This is a genomic window from Streptomyces aureoversilis (assembly GCF_042657885.1).
Taxonomy (GTDB): domain Bacteria; phylum Actinomycetota; class Actinomycetes; order Streptomycetales; family Streptomycetaceae; genus Streptomyces; species Streptomyces aureoversilis.
Map to the genome: position 1 here is coordinate 122,044 of NZ_JBHSKJ010000002.1, position 25,266 is coordinate 147,309.

20 protein-coding genes and 2 tRNA genes are annotated in these 25,266 nt (G+C 71.5%); 10 read left to right on the forward strand and 12 right to left on the reverse strand.

Translation table 11 applies throughout. The annotated features are described in order from the left end of the window. Positions 1 to 18: 18 nt before the first annotated feature. The 3 genes from ACFPP6_RS03385 to ACFPP6_RS03395 form a co-directional block, all read right to left on the reverse strand. Positions 19 to 306 (reverse strand): carboxypeptidase-like regulatory domain-containing protein, encoded by a 288-nt coding sequence (locus ACFPP6_RS03385; protein ID WP_382037024.1) that lies wholly within the window; start codon positions 304 to 306, stop codon positions 19 to 21. 75 nt (positions 307 to 381) lie between these two features. Next, the gene (locus ACFPP6_RS03390) at positions 382 to 1,299 is read right to left on the reverse strand and encodes a trypsin-like serine peptidase (RefSeq protein WP_382037026.1); all 918 of its coding nucleotides are present in this window, start codon (positions 1,297 to 1,299) and stop codon (positions 382 to 384) included. Between the two features lie 195 nt (positions 1,300 to 1,494). Next, positions 1,495 to 4,800, reverse strand: coding sequence for a S8 family serine peptidase (locus tag ACFPP6_RS03395; RefSeq protein WP_382037029.1), 3,306 nt, complete (start codon positions 4,798 to 4,800; stop codon positions 1,495 to 1,497). A gap of 494 nt (positions 4,801 to 5,294) precedes the next feature. On the opposite strand from ACFPP6_RS03395, the gene ACFPP6_RS03400 reads away from it, so the two are divergent. Beyond that, positions 5,295 to 7,043 carry a TIGR03767 family metallophosphoesterase gene (locus tag ACFPP6_RS03400; protein WP_382037032.1) on the forward strand — a complete coding sequence of 583 codons (1,749 nt, stop codon included), beginning with the start codon at positions 5,295 to 5,297 and terminating at the stop codon, positions 7,041 to 7,043. Positions 7,044 to 7,051: 8 nt separating this feature from the next. Here ACFPP6_RS03400 and ACFPP6_RS03405 read toward each other — a convergent pair whose 3' ends face one another. Continuing rightward, positions 7,052 to 8,107, reverse strand: a complete 1,056-nt coding sequence (locus tag ACFPP6_RS03405; protein WP_382037035.1) for a hypothetical protein — start codon at positions 8,105 to 8,107, stop codon at positions 7,052 to 7,054. Positions 8,108 to 8,326: 219 nt separating this feature from the next. Further along, entirely contained in the window at positions 8,327 to 10,918 is a 2,592-nt protein-coding gene (gene pepN, locus ACFPP6_RS03410; protein WP_382037038.1) for an aminopeptidase N, read from the reverse strand. A 106-nt stretch (positions 10,919 to 11,024) separates the two neighbouring features. On the opposite strand from pepN, the gene ACFPP6_RS03415 reads away from it, so the two are divergent. After that, positions 11,025 to 11,663 carry a DsbA family oxidoreductase gene (locus ACFPP6_RS03415; protein ID WP_382037040.1) on the forward strand — a complete coding sequence of 213 codons (639 nt, stop codon included), beginning with the start codon at positions 11,025 to 11,027 and terminating at the stop codon, positions 11,661 to 11,663. A 45-nt stretch (positions 11,664 to 11,708) separates the two neighbouring features. Then, a complete protein-coding gene (locus ACFPP6_RS03420; RefSeq protein WP_382037043.1) occupies positions 11,709 to 12,302 on the forward strand; it encodes a hypothetical protein in 594 nt (197 codons plus the stop codon). 110 nt (positions 12,303 to 12,412) lie between these two features. Here ACFPP6_RS03420 and ACFPP6_RS03425 read toward each other — a convergent pair whose 3' ends face one another. The 3 genes from ACFPP6_RS03425 to ACFPP6_RS03435 all read right to left on the reverse strand — a co-directional run bounded on the left by ACFPP6_RS03425 (position 12,413) and on the right by ACFPP6_RS03435 (position 16,230). Continuing rightward, entirely contained in the window at positions 12,413 to 13,051 is a 639-nt protein-coding gene (locus ACFPP6_RS03425) for a superoxide dismutase (protein ID WP_058044431.1), read from the reverse strand. 189 nt (positions 13,052 to 13,240) lie between these two features. Further along, a complete protein-coding gene (locus ACFPP6_RS03430) occupies positions 13,241 to 14,653 on the reverse strand; it encodes an amino acid permease (RefSeq protein ID WP_382037046.1) in 1,413 nt (470 codons plus the stop codon). Positions 14,654 to 14,835: 182 nt separating this feature from the next. After that, positions 14,836 to 16,230: an amino acid permease gene (locus tag ACFPP6_RS03435; protein ID WP_382037049.1), complete on the reverse strand. Its 1,395-nt coding sequence runs from the start codon at positions 16,228 to 16,230 to the stop codon at positions 14,836 to 14,838. A 282-nt stretch (positions 16,231 to 16,512) separates the two neighbouring features. Here ACFPP6_RS03435 and ACFPP6_RS03440 point away from each other — a divergent pair, with 282 nt between their 5' ends. Further along, a complete protein-coding gene (locus ACFPP6_RS03440; RefSeq protein WP_382037051.1) occupies positions 16,513 to 17,115 on the forward strand; it encodes a biotin transporter BioY in 603 nt (200 codons plus the stop codon). Positions 17,116 to 17,191: 76 nt separating this feature from the next. On the opposite strand, the gene ACFPP6_RS03445 is transcribed toward ACFPP6_RS03440, so the two are convergent. Then, on the reverse strand, positions 17,192 to 18,634 hold the full coding sequence (locus ACFPP6_RS03445) for an amino acid permease (RefSeq protein WP_382037053.1): 1,443 nt from the start codon (positions 18,632 to 18,634) through the stop codon (positions 17,192 to 17,194). 167 nt (positions 18,635 to 18,801) lie between these two features. On the opposite strand from ACFPP6_RS03445, the gene ACFPP6_RS03450 reads away from it, so the two are divergent. Together ACFPP6_RS03450 and ACFPP6_RS03455 are read left to right on the forward strand one after the other, a co-directional pair. Further along, positions 18,802 to 19,290, forward strand: coding sequence for a ribose-5-phosphate isomerase (locus ACFPP6_RS03450; protein ID WP_382037055.1), 489 nt, complete (start codon positions 18,802 to 18,804; stop codon positions 19,288 to 19,290). A 92-nt stretch (positions 19,291 to 19,382) separates the two neighbouring features. Further along, complete coding sequence (locus tag ACFPP6_RS03455) at positions 19,383 to 20,192, forward strand: Fpg/Nei family DNA glycosylase (protein WP_382037058.1); 810 nt, start codon at positions 19,383 to 19,385, stop codon at positions 20,190 to 20,192. A 46-nt stretch (positions 20,193 to 20,238) separates the two neighbouring features. Here ACFPP6_RS03455 and ACFPP6_RS03460 read toward each other — a convergent pair whose 3' ends face one another. Beyond that, entirely contained in the window at positions 20,239 to 21,468 is a 1,230-nt protein-coding gene (locus tag ACFPP6_RS03460) for a GNAT family N-acetyltransferase (protein ID WP_382037061.1), read from the reverse strand. A 147-nt stretch (positions 21,469 to 21,615) separates the two neighbouring features. On the opposite strand from ACFPP6_RS03460, the gene ACFPP6_RS03465 reads away from it, so the two are divergent. Further along, positions 21,616 to 22,755 carry a PP2C family protein-serine/threonine phosphatase gene (locus ACFPP6_RS03465; RefSeq protein WP_382037062.1) on the forward strand — a complete coding sequence of 380 codons (1,140 nt, stop codon included), beginning with the start codon at positions 21,616 to 21,618 and terminating at the stop codon, positions 22,753 to 22,755. 23 nt (positions 22,756 to 22,778) lie between these two features. Further along, positions 22,779 to 23,225, forward strand: a complete 447-nt coding sequence (locus ACFPP6_RS03470) for an HD domain-containing protein (RefSeq protein WP_382037064.1) — start codon at positions 22,779 to 22,781, stop codon at positions 23,223 to 23,225. A gap of 21 nt (positions 23,226 to 23,246) precedes the next feature. Here ACFPP6_RS03470 and ACFPP6_RS03475 read toward each other — a convergent pair whose 3' ends face one another. Next, positions 23,247 to 24,329 (reverse strand): acyltransferase family protein, encoded by a 1,083-nt coding sequence (locus tag ACFPP6_RS03475; protein WP_382037066.1) that lies wholly within the window; start codon positions 24,327 to 24,329, stop codon positions 23,247 to 23,249. A 227-nt stretch (positions 24,330 to 24,556) separates the two neighbouring features. Here ACFPP6_RS03475 and ACFPP6_RS03480 point away from each other — a divergent pair, with 227 nt between their 5' ends. After that, positions 24,557 to 24,751 carry a hypothetical protein gene (locus tag ACFPP6_RS03480; protein ID WP_168092540.1) on the forward strand — a complete coding sequence of 65 codons (195 nt, stop codon included), beginning with the start codon at positions 24,557 to 24,559 and terminating at the stop codon, positions 24,749 to 24,751. A 71-nt stretch (positions 24,752 to 24,822) separates the two neighbouring features. Here the strand turns inward: ACFPP6_RS03480 and ACFPP6_RS03485 are convergent. Then, positions 24,823 to 24,896, reverse strand: a tRNA-Gly gene (locus ACFPP6_RS03485). Positions 24,897 to 25,082: 186 nt separating this feature from the next. On the opposite strand from ACFPP6_RS03485, the gene ACFPP6_RS03490 reads away from it, so the two are divergent. Beyond that, positions 25,083 to 25,159, forward strand: a tRNA-Pro gene (locus tag ACFPP6_RS03490). The last annotated feature ends 107 nt before the right edge of the window (positions 25,160 to 25,266 follow it).

Consider the following 25,266-nt stretch of genomic DNA (forward strand, 5'->3'; position numbering starts at 1 on the left):
GGGCGGAGCGGGAAATCTTCAGCCCAGGCGCAGGTCGGCCCGGACATCCTCCGGGCGGGCGGCGGGGGCGGCGGTGACGCGCACCCGGGCGGTCGCGGTCGCGCCGTCCGCCCGGCACAGCAGGGTGTAGGCCCCTTCGGCGGGGGCGGTGAGCGCGAAGCGGCCTTCACCGTCGGTGACGGCGGCGATGTCCGGCAGCGGCACCGGCCCGTCGGCGAAGGCCACGCGGGCGCCGGCGACGGGCGCGCCCGCGGCGTCGCGGACCGTGCCGCGGATCACGCCGGCGGGCGCGGAGGGGGCGTTCATGCGGATCGGGTGTTCCCTCGGGTGGTCGATCGGGTGGTCGGCCGGCCGGTCGGCCGGGTGGTCATACGGATCGGGTCACGCCTTCCAGGCCACGAAGTTGTTGTGGACCGGCGTGGTGATCCGGGTCCCGGAGTTCACCCGGGCCCCGCCGTACGCGTGGACGGCGACCCCGTACCGGTCGTTGCCGATGATCCGGTAGACGGAGCTGCCGCTCTGCCCGCCGAAGGTGTCGATGTCGTAGTACACCTTGCGCGGGCCCACCGAGTCGATGCGGCGCGCGTCGTACCAGAGCGTGGCGTACGGCTTGTCGGCCGGATAGCCGGCGATGTTGCCGGTGACCTGGAGCAGGTCCGCGTCGGACCAGACCCCGAAGCCGAACCAGCCGGTCCGTGCGCCCAGGTCCGTCGGCAGGATGATCGCGCCGTAGTCGTAGTTCTGGTCGCCGCTGCCGGTCCAGCCGGTCACCGACCGGAAGCTCGTGCTGACGACCGGGCCGTAGCAGACCGTGCCGCCGTTGCGCCCGGGCCACACCCTGATGCTGCGGACCCAGCCGTCCCGCCCGGGCACGCCGCTGTTCTTGATGAAGACGACGTGCCCGGCGGTGGCGATGGTGTGCGGGCCGATGAACCAGCCGGTGCCGAGCCAGCCGCTGCCGTCGGCGGCCGTGATCTCCAGGAAGCAGTGCACGCGCCACGGGTAGACGCAGGTGTTGGTGATCTGCACCCGGTCGTCCGGCCCGTGGACGGTCTCCGGGCCGGTCGGGGGCCCGAACGAGGCTTCGCCGATGTCGGGGACGAGGCCGCCGAAGACGTCGTCGCCCTCGGGCGGCTCGGGCAGCCGGTAGCCCTCGACGGGCTCGGTGCCGGTGGAGCTGCCCGGGGCGGGCTCGCCGCCCGCGCCCGTGCCGGGCTGCTGGAACACGGGCTGCCCGTCGGCGGGCAGGAGGCCGGCCGCGGGGTCGCTGGAGACGGGGGTGTGGGGGTCCTGGGGCATGACAGAAACCGTCCCTTCGACGGCAAGGTCCGCAGACCGCATCGAATAGGGCGTAAGCGCACCCTGTGCTCGAATCTCCTCCGGGAATCCGGGCCACGGTAGGAGCGCGGAGGAGCGCCTGAGTGGGCGCTCGAAGCACGAAAGGGGCGGGCGCCCATACCGTGCGCCCGCCCCTCGTCATGTCCGTGCGTCCGGCTAGCCGGCGACCTTCTCGATCTTCACGCTGCCGTTCCCCGCGACCGTCCCGGCCGCGTTGACCAGCTGCACGTCCCCGAAGAAGGAGCGTCCCTCCGGAGCCGCGCCCGCCACCACGACCTCGGCGGCGACCGGCGCGGACTGCCCGGCGCCGAGCTTGACGACGGAGCCGTCGGCGACCTTGATCTCGCCCAGCGAGGGGGCGAAGTACACGTCGCGGTAGTCGTACGCGGTCGAGCCCGCGGGCACCGAGTAGCCCGTGACCTCGACGGTGTACTCGCCCGCCGCCGGCTTGGTCAGGCTCACGAGCTCGTCGGAGCCGCCGCTGGTGGAGGAGCCCACGGCCTTGCCGTCCTTGTAGACGGTCAGGTCCAGGTCGGCCTTGGCGTCGGCGGCGGCGCCGATCGCGGCGTCGAAGCGGGTGACGCCGGCCCCGAGCGTGACCTTGGTGACCTGCTTCTCCCCCTCCTTGATCTCCGGCCGGGCGGTCTTCGAGGAGCCCAGCCGGCCGCCCTTGAGCCTGCCCTCCAGCGCCGCGAAGCCGTTGACGGCCTTCCAGGAGACGGCGGCCGGGGTGCCGATCCTCGCCTCGGGGACGGTCTGCGTCGCCGGGTCGAAGGTGACGCCGAGCGCGGTGGCCGTCAGCGTGTAGGGGTTCTCCAGCAGCGGGGAGGTGCGCCGCGACTCGACCTCGATCTCCCAGACGCCCGGCAGCGGGTTGGCGTAGCTGCGCAGGTCCGGGCGGCAGGTGTTGGCCGGGTTCGGGTAGTTCGGGTAGCAGTTGACCGTGGAGGTGGGGTCGACCGGCACGCCGTAGGGGTTGATCGCGATGAACCGGGTCTGGCTGTCCTTGGCCAGGTCTCCGAGCGCGACCTCCAGCGTCTTGGCGCCCTTCGGGACGCTGACGAAGTACGAGGTGGTGGCGTTGCGCACGGCCTTGGCGCTCTTCTTGACCACGTAGGACGGCGCGGCGACCGGCTCGGCGGCGACGACGGTCGCGAGGACCTGCTTGTCGATGCCCTCGGTGCGGTCGTCGTCCACGGTGAGGATCGCGCTGTGCAGGCCGGCCGTCCTCGGCTTCGCCTTGACCTTGACGGTCACGGGCTTGTTCAGCGGCAGCTTGACCTCGTCGTCACCGGCGAGCTTGAACGTGCCGTCGTTGTTGCGCCACTTCAGCTCGTGCCACACGGCCTTGTCGGGCCCGGAGGTGCGGGTGACCGTCACGTCGTAGGTGCGGGTCTCGCCGGCCTTCGGGCCGCCCTCGCGGTCGTAGAGGCCGGTGCCGAAGCCCGGGGTCTTGAGCGCGGGGGAGAGCGCGGTGGAGACCGGGGCCTTCACCGTGTAGTCGTGGGCGGTGGCGCGGTGGCGCAGCGCCTCCCAGGCGTCCTCGATGTTGATCAGGCCGGCGCCCTGCTCGTAGGCCTGCGCGCCCTTGATCTGCTTGGCGGTGCTGGTGAGCGCCGTGCGCAGGTCGGCCGGGGTGAGCTTCGTCTTCTTCTGCTTGGCGGCCGAGATCAGCAGCGCGGAGGCGCCGGCGGCCTGCGGGGAGGCCATCGAGGTGCCCTGCAGCATGCCGTAGCCGGGCGGCAGGTCGTAGCCGGCCTCCTTGACGGGGGCGCCGGGCTCCCAGGTCGGGGTGGTGTTGACCGAGGCGCCGGGGGCGGTGATGGCCGGGGTGAAGCCGCCGTCCTCGCGCGGGCCGCGGGAGGAGAAGGGCATCATCGCGTACTTGGTCTTCACCTCCGAGCCGTAGTTGGCCGCCCAGGTCTCCTTGGAGACCGACGCGCCGACGCTGATGACCTTGTCGGCCAGGCCGGGGTCGCCGATGGTGTTGGCGCCGGGGCCGCTGTTGCCCGCGGAGATCACCAGCTGCACGCCGTAGGTGTCGATGAGGCGCGTGTAGAGCTCGGAGCGGGCGTTGTTGCCGTCGTTGAGCGCGGGGAGGCCGCCGATCGACATGTTGACGATGTCGACGCCGCGGTTGACCACGAGGTCGATCATGCCCTCGGTCAGGGCGACGTTGGTGCAGCCGCCGCTCCAGGTGCAGGCGCGCGAGGAGACGAGCTTGGCGCCGGGCGCCGCGCCGTTCATCCTCCCGCCGAAGAGGCCGTTGGCGGCGGTGATGCCCGCGACGTGCGTGCCGTGCTCGGACTCGATGACGCCGATGCTGACGAAGTCGGCCTTCCTGCCGATCCAGTCGCCGCCCTTCGGGTCCATCGGCACGTCCTTGCGGATCTGCACGACGAAGGGGATGCGCTCGGCGATCGCGGTGTCGGGGTTGTCCTTGCCGAAGTACCCGACCTGGAAGCCGTCCTTGTAGGGCTTGAGCTCCTCGTCGTTGCCGAAGTCGGTGTCGTCGCCGAGGTCGACGCGGACGGTGCCCTTCGCCTTGTCGTAGAGGACCGCCCAGGAGTCGGTGGTGTCGCCGTCCCGGTTGAGGTCGCCCTTCATGTCGCCGCCGGCGGTCGCGTTCTCCCGGAACAGGGCCACCTGGTACGGGCCGTTGCCGGGCACCGTGTAGCTGCGGCCGTTGAAGGAGAAGGACGGGCCGGAGACGTCGGCCGTCATCGGCAGCCAGGTGCCGTCCTGGTCGGTGAGCGGGTCGGTCGCGGTGACCCAGTCGACGATCTTGCGCTCGCCGGTGGTGGTCTTCTGCAGCGCCGGGTGGCCCAGGTCGATGCCCGAGTCGAGGATGCCGATGGTCACGCCCCGGCCGTCGGCCCCGGGGTGGTCCTCGACGAAGTCCACGGCGCCGGTCTCGAAGGCCGGCTGGTAGGGGTTCTTCGCCGGGGTGTCCTTGCCCGGCGCGGGGAAGCTGCCGGCCTTGGCGCCACGGGCGCCCTCGGCGGCGTCGGCGCGCGGCGTGGGGTCCGGGAGCTTGATCTCCTGCCGGAGGTCGATGCCGTGCACCGAGCCGAGCTTCTGCGCCTCGGCGATGGCGGCGTCGGCCTTGGGTGTGGGGACGGTGGCCCGGACGTAGCCGAGCTTGTCGTCCGTGCGGCCGACCGACGCGCCCTTGATGGCACCGAGCTTGCCGGCGACCTGGCCGGTCTGCCCGGGCGCGGTGGCGATCATCATCGTGACCGTCCTGTCGCCGCCGGCCTTGGCCCCGGCGAGCAGGGCGGCGTCGTGCGAACCCAGCTTGTCCGCGGGCGATTTGACCGGGCCCGGAGCGGGCAGCGGGTCGTCGGCGAAGGCGGGCGCGGCGCCCGCGGCGGTGAGGGCGGCCACGAGGGAGGCCGCGACGGCTATTCGGACAGGGCGTCTCGCGCCGCCGGGGCGCGTGTTACGGGATTCGGGGGTCATGTCCATCCCTGGTTTGACGTGAAGGTGCCGCTGAACAGCGGGCGTCCGGAAATCGGAGCCGGATGACCGATCACTTTTATGGAAGTGACGGGGGTTTGGGGAGAGTTGTCGGAGAGGGAACGTAAGGATGGCGTAAACCCGCCAGGCGCCAGTCGGGAGGAAGCGTGACGGAGGCCGTGAAGCGGTCAGTGGCGTTCCCGCAGCTCAGAGGCTGTAGGGCAAACGGACTACAGCTCCGGCCCCAGAACCTGCCCAGTGTTCCACCCGAGAGTGAACGCTGAGTGAGCGTCAGTCCGCCAGGGGACGAGTGCTGTATGTCCGTTCGCATTCGCCAAGATCGATGTGCGGTGATCGGCGGCGGCCGTTGCGGCCGCGTTCACGCCCAGGTCACCCCCGCTGCCAACGATCCTCGGTAGGAAGGATCGCCGCCGGCAACGCTCCGCAGCCCGGAGCCCGCTCCAGCCCGCTTCGCGTTCGCACTCGGGGAGACCGCTATGTACCGCAGATCAGACAGATCCGCAGACGCCCGCCTCGACCGCCGTACGTTCCTGGCGGCCGCGGGAGCCGTGACCACCGCGACCGGCATCGGCCTGGCCCTGGGGGCGGACCCGGTGCCGGCCGTGGCCCAGCCGCCGGATCCGAGCGCGTCGGGCGCGGCACGGGCCGCCTCGGCGAGCGCGGACGCCGCGGCCGTGGCCGGTCCGAACGGCGCCGGGACCACCCTCGTCTCGGTGGCGGCCCCGCGCGGCGCCTCCGGATACCGCAAGCTCGGCGACGGCCCCGGCTGGCCGCGGCAGGTGCGCGGCGAGCTGGCCGAGGCGCAGCGCGGCCGCGAGGACCGGCGCACGACGCTGGCCTCCTTCGTGCAGTTCACCGACCTGCACCTGACGGACGTGCAGCACCCGCTGCGCTACGAGTTCTTCCGGGCCGGCGAGCCCGGCGCGTGGCGTCCGCACGAGGCGCTGACCCTGCCCGGCGTGGTGTCGCTGATCGAGCGCGTCAACAAGCTCCGGCACGGGCCCGCGACCGGTGCGCCGCTGTCCTTCGTCATCACCACCGGGGACAACGGCGACGAGAACGCGCGGATCGAGGTCGAGTGGTTCCTCACCGCCATGAGCGGCGGCCGCATGAACCCCAACACCGGTGACCCGCGCCACTACGAGGGCGTCCAGAACAGCGGGCTGAAGCTCTTCTGGCAGCCCGAGAGCGCCCTGCGCGACCAGGACAAGCAGGCCGGCTTCCCGCGCATCCCCGGCTACCTCGGGGCCGCCACCCGACAGGTCAACAGCCCCGGCCTGAACATCCCCTGGTACTCCACCTACGGCAACCACGACGGCCTCTCCGGCGGCTGCTACCCGGCCGCGGGCACCTTCATCGCCGAGGCCGCGACCGGCAGCAAGAAGCTCCAGACCATCTCCGCCGCCGAGGCCAAGTGGCTGATGGAGGGCGAGTCCAAGGGCGTCGACCCCAAGGGCAAGCGCATAGAGGAGCTGCTGAAGGCGCACCGCAAGGAGATGCGCACCGTCACCGCCGACCCCCGCCGCGTGCCGCTGACCTCCCGGCAGTACGTGGCCGCGCACCTCGACGCCCGCTACAAGGGCCGCGGCCCCGTCGGCCACGGCTACACCCGCGACAACCTCGACTCGGGCGACCTCTACTACTCCTTCAAGATCTCCGACAAGGTCATCGGCATCAGCCTCGACACCACCGACCCCGGAGGCCACTACCAGGGTTCGCTCGGCACCGGCCAACTGCGCTGGCTGGAGCGCACCTTGAAGCGCTACGCGGACAAGTACGCGCTCGTCTTCAGCCACCACCCCAGCTGGAGCATGGACAACCTCACCCCCGACCCCACCCACCCCGGCGAGGCCCGCCACGACGGCAACGAGCTGATCGCCGTCCTGCAGAGCCACAGCAACGTCCTCGCCTGGATCAACGGCCACAGCCACCGCAACCGGATCCGCCCCCGCGGCACGTTCTGGGAGATCGCCACCGCCTCGCACGTCGACTACCCGCAGCTCGCGCGCGTCATCGAGATCGCGGACAACCACGACGGCACGGTCTCGCTGTTCACCACGCTCATCGAATCCGCCGCCCCCTACCGCACCGACCTCGGCGACCTCTCCCAGACCGGACTCGCCTCCCTCTACCGGGAACTGGCCTTCAACGCCCCCGGATCGGACATCTCCCTGGCCGGCGCGCCCGCCGACCGCAACACCGAGCTGCTGCTCTCCCGGCGCTGAGCCGGGCGTCACCGGGGCAGCACCACCAGATACGCGGCAGGGTCGCGGTCGGCCGACGCCATCAGGGCGGTACGGACCACCGCGGCCTGCTGCTCGGGTGTCTCGCGCAGCTTCTTCGGCGTGATGTGCACGACCATGATCCCCAGCCGCTCCAGGTGCTCCCGCTTGCGGAACTGCGCCGACCACACCGCGTCGTCGTCCTGGCGCGGCGTCCGCGAATCGATCTCCACGGCCACGCTGTGCTCGGGCCAGAACGCGTCCACCCGGCCCAGGCACGGGCCGCCCGGCAGCCGCAGGTCCACGTTCCACAGCGGGGCGGGCAGCCGGTGGTCGCGCACCAGGTCGTAGAGCCGGCCCTCGGCGACGGCCCGGCCCTCGGCCAGCAGCGTGTCCACCGCGTCCACCACGTGCGCCCGCGCCAGCAGCCGCGCCCGCGTCAACTCCTTGACCACGGCGGCCGCTTCGCAGTGCCCGCCGCGCACGGCCTCGGCCAGCAGCCGGCGCACCGTGGAGGCGTCGGTGAGCTGGGCGACGGTGTCCGCGACCGCCCGCGCGACGGGCGCCACGGGCACCCCCGTCAGCGTCTGCGGGTGCGGCAGGGTGTGGGCCCGGACGATCCGTACGAAGCCGGACGCCCGCAGCCGGCGGGTGCGCGGCACGAGCACGTCGATGTGGTCGAGGGCGAGCAGCGGCGGCACGGAGGTGAAGCGGTGCAGGGCCAGCGCGGCCGCCCCGGTGATCATCGCGGAGCCGTAGGGGCCGGCCGCGGCCTCCCGGGCCGCGGCGGTGGCGGTGGCGGGGCCCGGCTGGACGGGCGGGCCCTGGGTGCGCGGGACCGTGTACAGCAGGGCGGCGTGCAGCCGCTCCTCGCTGGTGGCGGGCCCCGTGCGGAGCAGGAAGACCCCGGGCAGCAGCTGCTGCCAGGGCCCGCCGGGGCGGCAGCGCTCCCCGGCGGCGGGTCCGGACACACCGTGGTCGCGCAGCTGACGTGCTGTCATGACACGGTGACGGACGTCGGAGAGGTGGTGCAGGGGGCGCGGGGAGAGAGGAGTGTCGGAGTTCATGCCGGGCACGTTCCCGCGTCCGCGGCGGGCCCTAACCCGGTGTTACACGCCCGTCGACAATTCCGGACAACGCCGCCCTAAAGTACGGGTGTTCGACGGTCGTGACGACTGTCGCCCGGGGAGGCGACGCCCCTTCCCGTGCCGCCGAAGGCGGCTTCCTGTGTCCGCCCCGGCTGCGGGAGCGCCCCGCAGCCGGACCGTACCCCCGTACCCGCGGCCTTAGTCCGCGACGGCGTCCCGTTCCTGCGCCCGCAGCGCACGCGCGAGGTCGTCGCGAGCCTCCAGCACGAGCCGCCGCAGCGCCGCGGGCGCGTCCGCGTGCTCCGCGAGCCAGGCGTCGGCCGCACCGAGGGTGCGGGAGTCGTCCTGGAGGCTCGGGAAGAGCCCCCGCACGACGGCCATGGCGTACTCGATGGACCGCTCGCGCCAGATGCCCTCGATCACCGCGAAGTAGCGCTCGGCGTACGGCGCGAGGAGCTCCCGCTGCCCGGCCTGGTCGAAGCCCGCGATGGTGGCCTCGGCCAGGGCGTTGGAGAGCTTGTCGGAGGCGACGACCGTCTGCCAGGCCTCCTCCTTGACCTCGGCGGAGGGCCGGGAGGCCAGGCAGCGGACGCGGTGCCGCTCGCCGGAGGCGGTGTTGTCCCGGGCGAGCTCCGCGCCGATCGCCGCCTCGTCGGCCGCGCCCTGCGCCGCCAGCGCGGCCAGGAACGCCCAGCGCAGCTCCTGGTCCACCTCCAGCCCGTCGATCTTCGCGGACCCTTCCAGCAGGCCGCGCAGCAGCTGCAGGTCGGAGGGGGACGAGGCGAGCTGGGCGAAGAAGCGCGCCCACGCCAGCTGGTGGCCGCTGCCGGGCTCGGCGAGCCGCAGCTCGCGCAGCGCGCCCTCGGCGAGCACCCGGCAGCCCTCCTCGCGCCACGCGGGAGCCGCGTAGTGCACCAGGGCCGTCCGCGCCCACGCCTGCAGCATCTGCAGCACGCCGACCTCGCTCTCGGCGCCCGCGAACCGCTCCACGAGGGAGACGAAGTCGCGGGTGGGCATCAGCCCGTCGCGGGTGAGGTTCCACAGCGCCGACCAGCACAGGGCGCGTGCGAGCGGGTCCGTGAGGTCGCCGAGGTGGGCGCGCAGCGTCGCCAGCGAGCCCTCGTCGAAGCGGACCTTGCAGTACGTCAGGTCCTCGTCGTTGACCAGGATCAGCTCCGGGCGCTCGGCCCCGGCCAGCCCGGCCACGACCGTGCGCGGGCCGGCGACGTCGGCCTCGGTGCGGGCGTAGCGCACCAGCGCGCCGCCGGCGTCGCGGCGGTAGAGGCCCACGGCCACGCGGTGCGGGCGCAGCTCGGGGTGCTCGGGCGAGGCCTCCTGCACGATCGCGAGCTCGGTGATCCGGTCGGCGGCGTCGTACGTGGCGAGCGGCGTGAGCGAGTTGACGCCCGCGGTCTGCAGCCAGGAGCGCGCCCAGGCGCCCATGTCCCGGCCGGAGGTCTCCTCCAGCACCTCCAGCAGGTCGGTCAGACGCGTGTTGCCGAAGGCGTGCCGCTTGAAGTAGCGCCGGGCGCCCTCCAGGAAGGCATCGCGCCCCGCGTAGGCGACGAGCTGCTTGAGCACCGAGGCGCCCTTGGCGTAGGTGATGCCGTCGAAGTTGAGCTTGGCCTCCTCCAGGTCGTGGATGTCGGCCGTGACCGGGTGCGTGGAGGGCAGCTGGTCGGCGCGGTACGCCCACGCCTTGCGCCGGTTGGCGAACGTGATCCAGCCGTGGTCGAAGCGGGTGGCCTCCACCATCGAGAAGGTCCCCATGAAGTCGGCGAAGGACTCCTTCAGCCACAGGTCGTCCCACCACTCCATGGTGACCAGGTCGCCGAACCACATGTGCGCCATCTCGTGCAGGATGACGTTGGCGCGGCCCTCGTAGGACGTCTGCGTCACCTTGCCGCGGAAGACGAACTCCTCGCGGAAGGTCACCAGGCCCGGGTTCTCCATCGCGCCGAGGTTGTACTCGGGCACGAACGCCTGGTCGTACTTCCCGAACGGGTACGGGTAGTCGAAGTTGTCGTGGAAGAAGTCCAGGCCCTGCTTGGTGACGGTGAAGATGTCGTCCGCGTCGAAGTGCCGGGCCAGGCCCTTGCGGCACAGGGCGCCCAGCGGGATCTCCAGGACGGTGCCGTCGGGCAGCTCGCGGCTGTAGTGGTCGCGGACCACGTGGTACGGGCCGGCGACGACGGCTGTGATGTACGTGGAGATCGGCAGCGTCCGCGCGAACCGCCAGGTGGCGGCGGACGGCGCGACGGGCTCGGGCTCGCCGGCCTGCGCGCCGTTGCCCAGCACCGTCCAGCCGGCGGGCGCGGTCACCGAGAGGGCGAAGGGCGCCTTGAGGTCGGGCTGCTCGAAGTTGGCGAAGACGCGGCGGGCGTCCGCGGGCTCGTACTGGGTGTAGAGGTAGACCTCGCCGTCCTCGGGGTCCTCGAAGCGGTGCAGGCCCTCGCCGGTCCGGCTGTACGCGCACTGCGCGTCCACGACCAGGACGTTCTCGGCGGCCAGGTCCGTGAGCGCGATCCGCGAGCCGTCGAAGACGGCGGCCGGGTCCAGGGCGCGGCCGTTCAGGGTCACGGACGTCACGGCGGGCGCCAGCAGGTCGGCGAACGTCGCGGCCCCGGGCTCGGTGCAGCGGAAGCGCACCGTGGTGACCGACCGGAAGGTCCGGTGCTCCTGTCCCGCCCCCACCGCGGACCGCAGGTCGAGAGCCACCTCGTAGGCGTCCACGGCCAGCAGCCGGGCCCTCTCGCGGGCCTCCTCGCGGGTCAGGTTCTCACCGGGCACGTCGGGACTCCTTCGGCTGGATGGTGTGTCTCTGGCAACAGCGGAATCATGGCACGGGGTGTCTTTGTTGAAACGGCGACCGAATGGCCCTTCCGAGGAGATCTACGTGACTGCCGTGCAGAAGACACCCGCCGACTTCTGGTTCGACCCGCTGTGCCCCTGGGCCTGGATGACCTCGCGCTGGATGCTGGAGGTCGAGAAGGTCCGCCCGGTCGAGGTGCGCTGGCACGTCATGAGCCTGGCCGTCCTCAACGAGCACAAGCTCGACACGATGGACGAGCGCATGCGCACGATCATGCGGACCGAGGCGTGGGGCCCGGTGCGCGTGTGCATCGCGGCCGCGGCCAAGCACGGCGAGCAGGTCCTCGGCCCGCTCTACACCGCCCTCGGCACCCGCTTCCACAATCAGGGCCTGCCCCGGGACCACGCGACGATCGTCGCCGCCCTGGAGGAGGTGGGCCTGCCCGCCGAGCTCGCGGACGTCGCCCGCTCCGACGCCTTCGACGCCGAGCTGCGCGCCTCGCACGAGGAGGGCATCTCCAAGGTCGGCCAGGACGTCGGCACGCCGATCATCGCGGTGCCGGGCGCGGACGGCGAGCAGATCGCCTTCTTCGGCCCCGTCGTCACGCCCGCCCCCAAGGGTGAGGCCGCGGCGCGACTGTGGGACGGCACGCTGCTGGTCGCCTCGACGCCGGGCTTCTACGAGATCAAGCGCACGCGGACGCAGGGGCCGGTCTTCGACTGAGGCCTCCGGCGGGCGATCCGACTCGGCGTCCCTTAATGTCCCGGTATGGGGCAGACCGATCTCACCCCGCCGCTGGGCTTCGACGGGGGCCGGGCGGACGGGGACACGCCGGCCGCAGGCCACTACGCGGAGCTGCCCGTACGCCCGTACGACCTGCTGCTGCGCGCGGGCTGCCGGGCCCTGGTCGCGCTGCGGTCCGCACTGGGCCTGCGCCGGGCGGCGGCGGTCCTGCGCCACTACCTGCGCGGCACCGGTGCCCCCCACCGCGTGGACGCGGACGCCCTGCTCGCCCTCCCGGCCGTGCGCTCCGCCGCCGGGGAGCAGCTGGACCGCTGGCGCGCCGAGGCCCTGGAGCGGTGGCGCGACGGGCCCCGTACGGCCGCGGCCTACCCCGCGGACAGCGGCCGGCGCGAGGTGGAGCTCCCGCGGACGTGGCGGAGCGTGGACTGGCGGCTGGCGCTGCGCGCCTTCGAGTACCGGCTGACGGGCACGGTACGGGTCGCCGCCGACGGCACGACGTCGGCCGACTACCGCTTCGCGGTGTGCACGCGCTGGGACGCCGGCCGGTTCGCCCGGCTGCACGACGTGGGGCTCGCGAAGGGCTTCGCGGTGACGGGCGAGGCCTTCGGCCACGTATGAGTGAGCGCACATGAATGAGAAGGCCCCCGCGGTGCGGGGGCCTTCTCCGCCTGCCACGTGAAGGGTGAGAAGACGATCACGAGCAGGACAGCGGGGAATTCCCTGCGGAATTACGGAACCAGCAGCAGGTTGCCGCGCTGCTTGGCGGCCTCGAAGCGCTTGGCGACGTCCTGCCAGTTGACGACGGCCCACATGGCGTCGATGAAGTCGACCTTCTGGTTCTTGTACTGCAGGTAGAAGGCGTGCTCCCAGGCGTCGAAGACCAGGATCGGGACCGAGCCCTGGCCGACGTTGCCCTGGTGGTCGTAGACCTGCTCGACGATCAGCTTGCCGCTGATCGGCTCGTAGGCGAGGACGCCCCAGCCGGAGCCCTGGGTGGTCGCGGAGGCCTTGGTCAGCTGGGCCTTGAACTTGGCGAAGGAGCCGAAGGACTCGGCGATGGCGTCGGCGAGCTCGCCCACGCCGTCCTTGTCCAGGGGCTCGCCGCCGCCGTCGCCGGACATGTTCTGCCAGTAGATGCTGTGCAGGATGTGACCGGAGAGGTGGAAGGCCAGGTTCTTCTCCAGGCCGTTGATGGCACCCCACTGGTCCTTGTCGCGGGCCTCGGCGAGCTGCTCCAGGGTGTCGTTCGCGCCCTTGACGTACGCCGCGTGGTGCTTGTCGTGGTGCAGCTCGATGATCTTCGCGTCGATCGTCGGCTGCAGCGCAGCGTAATCGTAGGGAAGTTCAGGAAGTGTGTAGATGGCCATGCCGAGCCCTCCGACTGCTTATTGCAATTAACTTGCAGGTAGACGCTACCAGCAAGAACAACTGACGGGCCGTAAGGGTGGGCGATCTCCTACGAAAGACCGAGGCGGGCTAGGTCCTGAAGATCAGGACCCAGCCCGCCTCGTGGGGGGTGTGGGTGGTGGCCGAACGGCGCGGTCAGCGGACCGCGGTCACTGCTTCGCGGCCGTCACGCGCTGGCGGACGTAGCCGATGAGGGCGAGGGCGCCCGTCAGACCGGCGGTGAAGTACAGCTGGACGCGGGTGTCCTCCTCGCGCAGCATCAGCGACAGGACCGCCACGATCCCGGCCAGGGCCACCCAGGTCAGAGCCGGGAAGAGCCACATCTTCACCACGAGCTTCTCCGGCGCCGAGCGCTCCAGCTGCCGGCGCATCCGCAGCTGGGTGACGGCGATGAAGCCCCACACCACGAGCACCGCGGCGCCCGTCATGTACAGCAGCCACTTGAAGACGGTGTCGGGCCACCAGTAGCTGAGCAGGACGGCGAAGAAGCCGAAGGCGGAGGAGGCGATCACGGTCAGCCGCGGCACGCCGCCGGTGACCTTGGCCAGGAAGCGCGGGCCCTCGCCGCGCATGACCAGGGAGTGCGACATGCGGGAGGCGCCGTAGATGTTGGCGTTCATCGCGGAGAGCAGGGCGACCAGGACGATGACGTTCATGATCTGCCCGGCGGCCGGGATGTCGAGGTGCTTGAGCACCGCCACGTAGGGGCCGTCCGTCAGGAGCGCCTTGTCGTTCCAGGGCAGCACGGTGACGATGACCAGCATCGAGCCGACGTAGAAGAGGGCGATCCGCCACATCGCCGTGCGGACGGCCTGGGCGACGCCCTTGACCGGGTGCTCGGACTCGGCGGCCGCGATCGTCACCGTCTCCAGGCCGCCGTAGGCGAAGACGGAGGCGAGCAGGCCCACGACCAGGCCGTTGGCGCCGTTGGGGACGAAGCCGCCGTGGCCGGTGAGGTTGTCGGAGCCCGGGGCCTCGGTGCCCGGCAGCGCGCCGAAGATGGCGAGGACGCCCAGCAGGAGGAAGACGCCGATCGCCGCGACCTTGAGCGCCGCGAACCAGAACTCGAACTCGCCGAAGTTGCTGACCGCCGCGAGGTTCGTCCCGCAGAAGACGGCCATGAAGATCAGCACCCACATCCACGAGGCAGTGGAGGGGAACCAGGACTGCATGATGTGGGCCGCACCGATCGCCTCCACGGCGATGCCCACACAGAGCTCGACCCAGAACATCCAGCCGGCGGCGAAGCCCGCCCAGGGGCCTATCGCCTTCTCGGCGTGCACGGAGAACGTGCCCGAGGACGGGTTGGCCGCGGCCATCTCGCCCAGCATCCGCATCACGAGCATCACGAGCAGCCCGGAGACCGCATAGGCGAGCACGATGGCCGGACCGGCCGCGGCGATGCCCGCGCCGGAGCCGACGAAGAGGCCGGCGCCGATGACGCCGCCGAGGGCGATCATCGACAGGTGGCGCTGCTTGAGGCCGTGCGACAGATCCGTGCCGCCCGGCGCCTGGTCGCTGACCGCGCGCTCGGGCGCGGAGGTCGCAGAAGTCCGAGTCATGGTCGTGTGTGTCCCGTGGGGTGAGAGCGGAAAAGTTGCCTCAGTGTGGGGGTCATGTTCGCCCAGGACAACACCTGTGACAGGGCTGTCCGATATTCAGACGGCGGTATGACCCTCCGTGCCTGACATCTCGCCAGAAGGTGAAGGAAATCAGCCGCCCGGAGCGCTCCGGGCGGCCGTGATCAGCCCGCCCGGCGCAGCCGGAGCTCGCGCACCCCGGCCACCAGGAGCACGGCACCGGTCGCCGCAGCCGACCAGATCAGCTGCGGCCGGGCCCCGTCGTCGGTCAGCATCAGCACCAGCACCCCGGCCATCCCGGCCAGAGCGACCCAGGTCAGATAGGGGAAGCACCACATCCGCAGGGCGAGCCGCTCGGGCATCTCCCGCTCGATCCGGCGCCGCAGCCGCAGCTGCGAGACGGCGATCAGGCCCCAGACGAAGAGCAGGACCGCACCCACGGCATTGAGCAAGTACCGGAAGATGGAATCCGGCCACTGCAGGTTGAGTATCACCGAGGCGAAACCGAACGCGACCGAGGCCAGCACGGCCCGGCGCGGCACGCCGCTGCCGGACACCTTCAGCAGCGCCTTGGGCGCCTCGTCGCGCTCGGCGAGCGAGAAGACCATCCGCGACGAGCCGTAGAGGTTGGCGTTCAGCGCCGACAGCAGCGCCACGAAGACCACGATGTTCATGATCTGCCCGGCGGCCGGGATGCCGATGTGGTCGAGCACGGCCACGTACGGGCTCCTGCCCGGCTCCATGGACGACCACGGCAGCAGGGTGACGATGACGAGCATCGAGCCCACGTAGAAGAAGAGGATGCGCCACACGGCGCTGCGCACCGCACGGCCGACCGCGCGCGCCGGGTCGTCGGACTCGGCCGCGGCGATGGTGAGGACCTCCAGGCCGCCGAAGGCGAAGACGACCGCGAGGACGCCGGAGACGACGCCGCTCACGCCGTTCGGCAGGAAGCCGCCCTGGCCGGTGAGGTTGGTGAAGCCCACCGCCTCGGTGTCCGGCAGCACGCCGAAGATCGCCAGCAGGCTCAGCCCCAGGAAGAGGACGATCGCGCCGACCTTGAGTGCGGCGAACCAGAACTCGAACTCGCCGAAGTTCTTCACGGCGGTGAGGTTGGCGGCCGTGAAGACCACCATGAAGATCAGCACCCAGGCCCACTGCGGGACGCCCGGCACCCAGCCGTTGGCGATCTGGGCCGCGCCCGTCGCCTCCACGGCCAGCACGACCACCAGCAGGAACCAGTACAGCCAGCCGACGGTGAAACCGGCCCAGCGGCCCAGCGCCCGCTCGGCGTGCACCGAGAAGGCGCCCGAGGCGGGCATGGCGGCGGACATCTCGCCGAGCATCCGCATCACCAGCATCGCGAGCACACCCGCGATCAGGTACGAGACGATGATGCCCGGCCCCGCCACGGCGATGCCGGCGCCGGAGCCGACGAAGAGGCCGGCGCCGATGACGCCGCCCAGCCCGAGCATCGTCAGGTGCCGCTGCTTGAGCCCGGCCGACAGGGGTTCTTTCTCGCCCGCGAGATTCTCCGCGGTGGGGGGTGCGTCGTGCATGAGGTTCGTACTCTCGGATCCGCGCGAAGGGCGCTGGCGATCTTCACGCGGAGCGCAAAGGGGTATAGGTGACTCCACATTCTCCCGGTAATGCGGTCCGAGCCAAGCCTCACCGAGCTCCAGTGACAAGCATCACGCGATATTCCGACTTCCCCGGGAACCACCCGGGGAAGTCTCCAAGCCGGACGGCCCGCCTTTGTCATTGCCGCGCGATGTCCCTTCGAGCGCCCTCGGCTAACGTCACAAAGTCACTTGTCCCCACCACTTATCTGCGGAGTGAAGATGGCCACCGCCGCTGCCTCTGTTCCCCGGACCGGTACGGTCCTCGCCGATCTGCTCCCCGCCGTAACCGACGGGCGTGCCCGCGTGCGGGACGCGGCCCTGGTCCTGGGCGGAGCCGCCCTCACCGGCCTCGCGGCGCAGATCGCCGTCCCCGTCCCCGGCTCCCCGGTCCCCGTCAGCGGCCAGACCTTCGCGGTCCTGCTGGTCGGCACCGCCCTCGGCGCCCGCCGCGGCTTCCTCTCCCTCGCCCTGTACGCCGTCGCGGGCGTCGCGGGCATGCCGTGGTTCGCCGAGGCCAAGTCCGGCGCCGCCTTCCCGTCCTTCGGCTACGTCCTCGGCATGCTGCTCGCCGCGACCGTCGTCGGCGCCCTGGCCCGCCGCGGCGCCGACCGCTCGGCCCTGCGCACCGCCGGCACGATGGCGCTCGGCTCCGCGATCGTCTACGCGGTCGGCGTGCCGTACCTGGCCCTGGCGACGAACATGTCCCTCGCCGACGCCGTCGCGGCGGGCCTGACGCCGTTCCTCATCGGCGACGCGCTGAAGGCCGCGCTGGCCATGGGTGCGCTTCCCACTGCGTGGAAGCTCCTGGGCCGCCGGGGCTGATCTCCCCCCTTCCATACGCAGAAGCCCGCGTCCCCCTCGGGGGACGCGGGCTTCTGCGTATGTGTGTGCGGTGTGGCTAGCGCCCGGCGCCGGCGCGGTGGCGGCGGTCCAGGACCAGGCCCAGCGCCACGACGATCACACCCACCAGCACGGAGGCGAGCACCGTCTGGCGGTTGTCACCACCGGTGTAGAGCATGTAGCCCAGCACGAAGGTGATCATGCCGATGGTGGCCCACGTCAGGTACGGGAAGAACCACATCTTCACCGTGAGCTTCTCCGGCATCTCGCGCAGGATGATGCCGCGCATCTTCAGCTGGGTGAAGCAGATCACCAGCCAGACGAAGAGGGCGACGGCGCCGGAGGCGTTCAGCAGGAACTTGAAGACGGTGTCCGGCCAGACGTAGTTGAAGATCACCGACACGAAGCCGAAGACGACCGACGCGAGGATCGCGATCTGCGGCACGCCCCGCTTGTTGACCGTGGCGAAGGACTTCGGCGCGTCGCCGCGCTGGCCGAGGGAGAAGGCCATGCGGGAGGCGGTGTAGAGGCCGGAGTTCAGGCAGGACAGGACCGCCGTCAGAACGATGACGTTCATGATCTGGCCGGCGTGCGGGATGCCGATCGAGTCGAGCGCCGCGACGTAGCTGCCCTTCTCCGCGATCTCCTTGCTGTCCCACGGGAGCAGGCTGACCACGACGAAGATCGAGCCGAGGTAGAAGACGGCGATGCGCCAGATGACGCTGTTGGTGGCCTGGCGGACCGCGCGCTGCGGGTCCTCGGACTCACCGGCGGCGAGCGTGACGATCTCGCTGCCCATGAAGGAGAAGACGACCATCAGCACACCGGTGAGGATGGCGCCCGCGCCGTTGGGCAGGAACCCGCCGTGCGCGGTGAGGTTGTCCAGGCCCGCGCCCGGGTTGTCCGAGCCCGGCAGCACGCCGAAGACGGCCAGCACGCCGATGCCCACGAACGCGGCGATCGCGACGACCTTGATGCCGGCGAACCAGAACTCGAACTCGCCGTACGAGCTGACCGAGGCGAGGTTGGTCGCCGTCAGCACGATCATGACGATCAGGGCCCAGGCCCACTGCGGGACCGACGGTATCCAGCCGTTGAGGATGGCGGCACCGGCGGTCGCCTCGACCGCCAGCACGACGACCCAGAAGAACCAGTACAGCCAGCCGATGGAGAAACCGGCCCAGCGGCCGAGCGCCCGGTCCGCGTAGGCGGAGAACGAGCCGGAGGTCGGGTTGGCCGCGGCCATCTCGCCGAGCATCCGCATCACGAAGACGACGAGCGCGCCGACGAGGGCGTAGGAGATGAGAATGCCGGGGCCGGCGGCGGCGATGCCGGAGGCGGAACCCACGAAGAGGCCCGCACCGATCACACCGCCAATGGCGATCATGGACAGGTGGCGGTTCTTGAGTCCGGCCTTGAGGCCTTCCCCGCCCGCCGCCGGGGCGTTGCCGGGATCGCCGGTCGTCGACCCCTTCGTCATGGTCGGCGGTGTCGCGCTCATATGCACGTTCCTTCGGGTTGTTCCTTTGGTTCTCGGGTTACGAGCCACCGCATTAGAACTTTTCGAAGGTGTTTTTAGGAAGCCCCGAATCCATTTCGTTGTGTTCACTCAGAGTCACCATGACCTGCTGGCCGATCACGGTCCCCGTTCGTGCCACACTCGGACGCATGCGCGTGTACCTCGGCTCCGACCATGCCGGCTACGAACTCAAGAACCACCTCGTCGAGTGGCTCAAGGCCCACGGCCACGAGCCCGTCGACTGCGGTCCCCACATCTACGACGCCCAGGACGACTACCCGCCGTTCTGCCTCCGCGCCGCGGAGCGGACCGCCGCCGACGCCGACAGCCTCGGCATCGTGATCGGTGGCTCGGGCAACGGCGAGCAGATCGCCGCGAACAAGGTCAAGGGCGTCCGGGCCGCCCTGGCCTGGAGCGAGCAGACGGCCGCCCTCGGCCGCGAGCACAACGACGCCAACGTCATCAGCATCGGCGGCCGGATGCACACCCAGGAGGAGGCGACGAAGTTCGTCGAGATCTTCCTGGCCACGCCGTACTCCGGTGAGGAGCGCCACACCCGCCGCATCGAGATGCTGGCCCGCTACGAGGAGACGGGCGAGCTCCCGGAGATCCCGGCGCACCACCCGCAGCAGGGCTGATTCCTTCCGGAGCGGTGGACGGGCCGCTTGCGCGGCCTGTCCACCGCTCCGCGATTTCGTGACCGAAGCCGAACCCCGTCCGGAGGACCCCCATGCCCGAAGGGCATACGATCCACCGCCTCGCGGCCGACCATCGTGACCTCTTCGCGGAGCGCCCCGTCCGGGTGACCAGCCCCCAGGGCAAGTTCTCCGACGGCGCGGCCCTCGTGGACGGCCGCCCCCTGGAGACCGCCGAGGCCCACGGCAAGCACCTCTTCCTCGGCTTCGGCGGCGGCGACTGGATCCACATCCACCTCGGCCTCTTCGGCAAGTACGTCTTCGGGACGGGGCACGCCCCTCCCCCCACCGACACGGTGCGCCTGCGCCTGGCGAACCCCGACGGCTATGCCGACCTCCGCGGCCCCACCACCTGCGCCCTGATCACCGGCGCCGAGAAGCAGGCGATACACGACCGCCTCGGACCGGACCCGCTGCGCCCCGAGGACGACGGCGAGGCGGCCTGGCACCGCATCTCGCGCAGCCGCACGAGCGTCGCCGCCCTGCTCATGGACCAGAAGGTCATCGCGGGCGTGGGCAACGTCTACCGCGCCGAGGTCCTCTTCCGGCACGGAATCGACCCGTACCGACTCGGCCGCGATCTGACCCGCTCCGAATGGGAAGGGATCTGGTCGGACCTGGTCGAGCTGATGCGCGAGGGCGTGCGCAACAACAGAATCGACACCGTACGGCCCGAGCACACCCCGGAGGCCATGGGCCGCCCGCCGCGCGTCGACGACCACGGCGGCGAGGTCTACGTCTACCGCCGCGCCCGGATGGCCTGCCACATCTGTGGCGGCGAGATCCGCACCGCCGGTCTCGCCGCCCGCAATCTCTTCTGGTGCCCGGGCTGCCAGCAGCGCTGACAGCCCGTCAGGGGGGCTCCCGGCCGCCGGGAGGGCCCCGGCGGCGTCAGAAGCCGTGCGGCAGCCACGGCGCCACGTCGCTGCCGAAGGCCGCCGACGCCTCCTCCAGCGCACCCTCGCGCAGCTCCCGCACCCGGCCGGCCCCCGCCAGCGCGGCGAGCGACACCCCGCCGAGATAGGCCGACCCCAGCTCCCGCACGGACATGGCCAGCTCGGCCGCGTCCTCGGTGCGCTCGCAGGACGCGCCCTTCGCGTCGCCGGTCAGCCGCCACCGCCCCGCGTTCCAGGGGCAGAAGTCGTCGGCGACGTCCAGGACGACGTCCACCGGGCTCCGGTACGTCCGCGCGGCGAGCGCGTCCCCCACGTCGACCAGCCGCACGTGCAGCGAGTCCTTGACCCGCGGCTCGCACCGCCGGATGTCGCTGACGAGATGCAGCAGCGGGTCGTCCACGGGGCGGTTGTGCGCGGTCACGACCGAGGTCAGATCGATCTCCGTCAGATAGCGCCACAGGGCGGCGTACGCGGCCGGGGTCAGCGCCTCCACGTCGCGCAGCAGCACCGTCCCGCCCGGGCCCGACTCGGCCCACAGCGGCCGGACCGCGTACCGCGCGTACCCCACCGTCCGCCCGTCCTCCTCGGCGAGCACGCACTGCAGCGGCGAGGCGCCCTCGCGCCCGTCCGCCGGGTCCAGCAGCGGCACGGCCTCCCAGCCCGGCTGCCGCGCGAGCATGCCCGGACGGGCGGCTACCCGGCGTGCGTAGACCGCCTCGCAGGCGTCGCGTGCTTCATCGGGCTTCGACAAGCGCAACCGCACCCCGTCCGTGCCCTCCGGTGCGGACACGCGCACGCGGGTCGTATCGATACGGACGCTCAGGGAGTGGGTCGCGATGCCGTAGCCGAACCGCCCGTAGATGTCCGGCTCGGAAGCCGTCAGAACGGCCAGGGGTTCGCCCCAGGCCCGCAGGTCGTCCAGCTGCCGCCGCATCATCTGCCGCAACACGCCGCGCCTCCGGTGCGTCGGCCGCACGCTCACCATCGTCACCCCGGCCGCGGGCACCCCGGCGCCCCCGGGAACCGTGATCCGCAGGGCGAACGCCCCGGTCGTACCCACCGCCTCCGCGCCGTCCCAGACCCCGATCGAACGGTCGAGGCCGGCCAGTTCACGCCACAGGGCGGCCTCCTCGGGGGCCTCGGGGACCCCGCCGAACCCCAGCTCGACCGCGGCGTACCAGGCATCGAACTCAGCATCGCGAAGGACTCGCAGCTCCGTCGTCATACCCCATGACTAGCAGCGACCCGGCCCCCCGGGCGAAGGAATTTCGCATAAGGGGCCGACGCCGCCGCACGGGACGTACCGTGCGCGGCCGTGTCGGCGCGGCGTGAGTCGACGCACCGCCGAATGGGTGGATAAGGTCACGATGCAATGACTGGCGGTGCGGAGACCCCGACGGCCCGGATGCGCAAGGCATGGCACCGGGCTCGTACAAGCGTGCGCAAAGCCGGGGTCGACTACTTCCGCGGCGACGGATCCGACTGGATCGCCCTCGCGGCCCTCCTCCTCACCGTCCCCGCCCTCGCCCTCACCACCATCGCGCTGCCCGCCTGGTGCGTGCCCACCGCCCTCGTCCTGCCGATCGTCGCCGGCGGTCTGCTGCTGCGCCCCGCCAGCCTGCTCGCGCTGTACGCCGCCTCCGCCGCGGCCCTCATCGCCGAGGCCGCCGTGCTCAACCCTGAAGCCTCCGGCGACGGCGTCCGCGTCACGCCCGGCACGATCCTCGTCGTCGCCGCCGTCGGCCTCCTCGGGCTGCTCATCGCCCAGTTCCGCAGTCGCGTCGGCGTGCCCTGGCGGCGCGGCGGCACCATGCTCTTCGACCTGCGCGAACGCATCCGCGTCCAGAGCAAGCTGCCCAAGCTGCCGCGCGGCTGGCACCGGGAGATGGCGCTGCGCCCGGCCGGCGGCCAGTCCTTCTCCGGCGACTTCGTCGTCGCCGCCCGGACGAACGGCGGCCGCACCCTGGAGGTCGTCCTGACGGACGTCTCCGGCAAGGGCATGGACGCCGCCTCCCGCGCGCTCCTGCTCTCCGGCGCCTTCGGCGGGCTCCTCGGCTCCCTGCCGCCCCACGACTTCCTGCCCGCCGCCAACGGCTACCTGCTCCGCCAGGACTGGGACGAGGGCTTCGCGACCTCCGTGCACCTCGTCCTCGACCTCGACAGCGGCGACTACGAGATGTTCTCCGCGGGCCACCTGCCCGGCCTCCAGCTCTGCGCCGGCACCGGCCGCTGGGAGGAGAAGGCCGCGGAGGGGCCGCTGCTCGGCGTGTACGACGGCGCCCAGTTCGACCCGATAAAGGGCACCCTGCAGCCCGGCGACGTCCTCATGCTCTTCACCGACGGACTGGTCGAGACCGCCGAGCGGGACCTCACCGAAGGCATGGACCGCCTCACCGGCGAGGCCGACCGCTACGTCTCCGCCGGCTTCCAGGGCGCCGCCTGGCACCTGATCGAGGCCGTCGCGAAGGACGTCAACGACGACCGGGCCCTGCTGCTGATCTGCCGGCACTGAGCCCCACAAGCACGGAGGACCGTATGACCGCTCTCGACCTCGCCGCCGTGGAAGCACTCGCGCGGCGCGCCCACGCCACCCAGACCGACAAGGCCGGCCGCCCGTACACCGAGCACCTGGCGGCCGTGGCCGAGGGCGTGCGGCGGCGCGGCGGCAGCGACGAGCAGGTAGCCGCGGCCTGGCTGCACGACGCCGTCGAGGACGGCGCGGTGACCGAGGAGTGGCTGGCGGGCTCGGAGCTGCCCCGGCCGGTCAAGGACATGATCCTGGCGGTCACGAAGCGCCCGGGCGAGGCCCCGGAGGACTACGCGGCCCGCATCCTGGCCACGCCGGGAGCCCTCCTGGTCAAGGAGTCCGACCTGGCGCACAACTCCGACCCGGAGCGGGCGAAGGAGCTGGACGAGGCGACGCGGGATCGCCTGGCGGCGAAGTACGCGCGGATGCGGCGGCTGCTGGGCATCGAGGCGTAGGGACGCGGCCGGTCCGTAGGTCTAGGGCTTGCGGAACGCCCACTCCATGCGCGGCTCCATGACCCCCCGGAACACCCGCCGCACGGGCGACGTGCACAGCGCCGTCATGCCCGCGATCGCGATCAAGGTGACCACGACCTCGCCGACCGGCCGGCGGATCCACGCGGCCGCGTCGTACCACTCCCACCAGCGCGACAGCTTGATCAGGAAGCCGTGCAGCAGGTACCCGTACAGGGTCCCCGCGCCCAGCGCCGTGAACCACGTCTTCCGGCGCGGCACCCAGGCCAGGAACCCCGCCGTGAGCACGGCCGCGCAGGCGAACAGGGCGAGCGTCGTCAGCGGGGCCGTCCAGGCCGGCTCGTGCAGGTCCTGGACGGCGCTGCTGCGGTACAGCCAGCCGGTGTCCAGGCCGGGCGCCAGCCAGTACGCGACCGCGACCGCCGCGGCGAAGACCGGCACCGCCGCGATCCGCACCCAGCGGCGCCGCACGAGCTCGAAGTGCTCGCGCCGCAGGTGCAGGCCGATCACGAAGAACGGCAGGAACTGCAGCACCCGCTCCATGGCGAAGTCGCCGCCGACCTCGGGGGAGACCGCGGCCAGGACGGCCACGGCGAAGGCGACGGGGACCGGCCACCGAATCAGCTTCCACACCGGGGTGGTCAGCCGCCAGATGAAGAGCGCGGCCAGGAACCAGTTCAGGTACCACGGGTTGAGCAGGGAAATGGGCTCCGGCGGCGCGTCGTCCTCCGCCCAGTGCTGGAAGTACGTGTAGGCGACTTCGAAGACCAGGTACGGCACGACCACACCCGTGAGCAGGCGCTTGAGCTTGGCGGGGCTCAGATCGAAGCCGCGGGAGAAATAGCCGGATATGAGGATGAACGCCGGCATGTGGAAGGTGTACACGGTGATGTAGAGCGCCAGCGCGGCGCGGCTGGTGTGCGAGAGCGGCTCCCACGCGTGTCCCAGCGCCACGAGGACGATCGCGAGGTATTTCGCGTTGTCGAAAAAGGGATCGCGCTGTGCCGGGGCGGCGGGCGCGGACGCCGGGCCGGGCTGCCCCGAGGGGATCACCGCGCGGGCGGGAGGTGTGACGGCGGGGGACATCCGAAGCACCCTAGCGGCGGCGCGGCGGCCGCCGCCACGCGGACCGTCAAGTCACCCGATTTCCACTGCCCACGGCTTTGCAGGCTGTTTCTGGACGAAGTGCCGATGAAATGTCACAGGCCCACGGAAACGGGGAAGTTGGTGGCACGATGGTTGACGGGCGAGGGCCGCGGGGAGCATGTCTCCCGGGCAGACCAGTGAGTATCCGACCGAGGGTGTGATCAGTTGTGGCCATTTCGCTGTCAGTGGTGCTGCTCTTGGCGATCGTGCTGGTGGTGCTCTTCCGCTCCAACAGCATCAAGGGCGGCCCGGCGATCGTCGCCATCCTCTTCGGCTTCTTCCTCGCCTCGACGGGCATGGCGCCGTCGATCCAGAGGTTCCTGAACTCGATCGCCGAGACGATAAACGGCATCAAGTTCTGAGCCGCCCGCACGCCGGGTCCCGGGAAGGGCACGGGAACGACAAACGCCTCCGGCAGGGCCGGAGGCGTCGGTGGAGCGGGCGACGGGAATCGAACCCGCGTAGCCAGTTTGGAAGACTGGGGCTCTACCATTGAGCTACGCCCGCACGCGCCGCGAACCCGGAAAGGGCCGTGCGGCACGTTGTGCATCGTAGCGGGTCCGGGCCGTGCACCGCACGTCACCCCTTCGGCCCTCGCCGCGCGCCGCTTCCGCGCCGCCCCGTGCTTCCCGGCGCCGACGTTAATCAGGCCACAGTTACCCCCGCGGGCATGTACCCTACGTCTCGCACTTACGGGGTGTGGCGCAGCTTGGTAGCGCGTCCGCTTTGGGAGCGGAAGGTCGTCGGTTCGAATCCGGCCACCCCGACCACACGACCACGGTCAAGATCACATTGTGGGGCTCATCCTGCTTGCGGTTACTATGCAAGCTGCGCGCCCGTGTGTCTGCACCACCGAGTCTGCCTACCGGGCGCGATC